The sequence below is a fragment of the Streptomyces sp. NPDC005761 genome, assembly GCF_040630635.1.
In the GTDB taxonomy this organism is placed as follows: Bacteria; Actinomycetota; Actinomycetes; order Streptomycetales; family Streptomycetaceae; genus Streptomyces.
On the sequence record NZ_JBEXXX010000103.1, the window covers coordinates 1 to 2,404 of the forward strand.

The window sequence follows — 2,404 nt, forward strand, 5'->3', positions numbered from 1 at the left end:
GGCACATCCACATGCAACGTCCTCGGCAACACACCATGCCGAATCGCCTGCACCGCCTTGATCACCCCACCCACACCCGCCGCAGCCTGCGCATGCCCAAGGTTCGACTTCAACGAACCCAGCCACAACGGATCACCCTCCGCACGACCCTGCCCATACGTCGCCAACAACGCCTGCGCCTCGATCGGATCACCCAACCGAGTACCCGTCCCATGCGCCTCCACCAGATCCACCTGATCCGACGAAATCTGCGCATCAGCCAACGCCGCACGAATCACCCGCTGCTGCGACGGACCGTTCGGAGCCGTCAGCCCATTGCTCGCACCGTCCTGATTCACCGCACTACCCCGCAGCACAGCCAAAACCGGATGTCCGTTTCTGCGAGCGTCGGAGAGCTTCTCCAGGAGCAGGACGCCGGCCCCCTCGGACCAGCTGGTGCCGTCGGTGGACCCCGCGAACGACTTGCATCGGCCGTCCCTGGACAGGCCGCGCTGTCGGCTGAACTCGACGAAGACCTCAGGCGTCGACATGACCGCCACGCCGCCCGCGAGTGCCATCGAGCACTCGCCCGAACGGAGTGCCTGTGCTGCCAGGTGCAACGCCACCAGCGATGACGAGCAGGCGGTGTCCAGCGTCATCGACGGCCCCTCGAAACCGAAGACGTACGAGACGCGGCCTGATGCGATGGAACCCGTAGCGCTGTTGTGGGCGTAGTCGTGGTACATCATTCCGGCGAATACGCCGGTTTTGCTGCCCTTCAATGTGGCGGGGTCGATTCCGGCTCGCTCGAACACCTCCCATGAGCATTCCAGCAGCAGCCGCTGCTGCGGGTCCATGATCAGGGCCTCGTTCGGACTGATACCGAAGGGAACCGGGTCGAACGTGTCCGCGGAATGAAGGAATCCGCCCTTGTTGACATAGCTGGTGTTCGGCCGGTCGCCGTCCGGATCGTAGAGGGAGCCGACGTCCCAGCCGCGGTTCTCCGGAAACTCGGATATCGCGTCCACGCCGTCGTTCACCAGTTGCCACAGGGCTTCCGGCGATTCGACACCGCCCGGAAAGCGGCAGCTCATGGCGACGATGGCGATGGGTTCGTGAGCCGCGGACGACAGTTTCCTGTTGTGGGCCCGCAGACGGTCGTTCTCCTTGAGCGACGCCCGCAGCGCGGCGACCAGCTTCTCGTCAGAATTACTCATCGGGGCTCTCACATTCCCTGGGTCGCGTCGTCAAGGCCGGCACCGTCGAGTGCCATGTTGATCAGGCTCTCGGCATCCATCGAGTCGATGGATTCGGGCGAGATATCGTCCGTGCCCTCGGACGGATTCATCGGCTCGTCGTGGGCACCGGCGAGTTCGAAGAGGACTTCCATCAGTCCCGCGTCCCTGAGCCGACTCAGGGGAATTCCCTGCAGAATGCGTCGGACTCGCTCCTCCCCGACGGCCTCGTCATCCGTCGGGGAGTCGGGACGCAGTTCCTCCGCCAGGTACTGGGCGAGTGCGCGGGAGTTCGGGTAGTCGAAGACCAGCGTCGCCGATGGACGCAGCCCCGTGGCCTGAGCCAGACCGTTACGGAACTCCACCGCGGCCAGCGAGTCGAATCCGAGCTCCTTGAACGCCCGGTCCGGTTCGATGGCCGAGGAACCGGCGTACCCGAGAATGGCGGCGGCATGGGCGCGTACGAGGTCGAGCACCTGGTCGGCGCGCTCTTCGTCGGTCAGGGCAGCCATCCGTCGCCGGAACGCCGCCGCACCGGACGTCGTCGCGCCGGTGCCTCGGTGGCCGCTGGGCCGTACCAGCCCTCGGAACAGGTCGGGCAGATCATCCGGCTCCGGCGCTCCCGTCCCGCTGAGGTCGACCCGCATGGTGACGAGTGCTGCCCCGCCTGCGCTCTCGGCCGCGTCGAAGAGGGCGGTCCCCTCGGCAGCCGACAAGGGATCGATGCCGGTCCGGCGCATGCGCTGTGAGTCGGTGCTCTGCAAGCTGTCCGACATGCCCCCGTCCGCCCAGGGGCCCCAGGCGAGGGACTGGGCGGGGAGCCCTTCGGCTCTGCGGTACGTGGCCAGCGCGTCCAGGAACGAGTTCGCCGCGGCGTAACTGCCCTGGCCCGGGTTCCCGATCACCCCGGCAGCCGACGAGAAGAGGACGAAGGCGGCGAGGTCCATGCCCTGCGTCAGCTCGTGCAGGTTCAACGCCGCATCCACCTTCGGACGCAGCACCGCCCCCACCCGCTCCGCAGTCAGCGAACCGATCACCCCGTCATCCAGCACACCCGCCAGATGCACCACCCCCACCAACGGCCGATCCACCGGCATCGCCCCCAACACCCCGGCCAACGACCCACGATCAGCCACATCACACGCCTCCACCACCACCTCCGCACCCCAACCCGCCAACTCCTCGACCAA

2 protein-coding genes are annotated in these 2,404 nt (G+C 66.8%); both read right to left on the reverse strand.

Annotated elements, in window-relative coordinates:
• Positions 1-1,196 (reverse strand): beta-ketoacyl synthase N-terminal-like domain-containing protein (locus ABZ434_RS36030; RefSeq protein WP_359146318.1); only part of this gene is annotated, 1,196 nt, incomplete at its 3' end.
• A gap of 8 nt (positions 1,197-1,204) precedes the next feature.
• Positions 1,205-2,404: beta-ketoacyl reductase (locus ABZ434_RS36035; RefSeq protein WP_359146321.1), on the reverse strand; the 1,200-nt coding region annotated here is incomplete at its 5' end.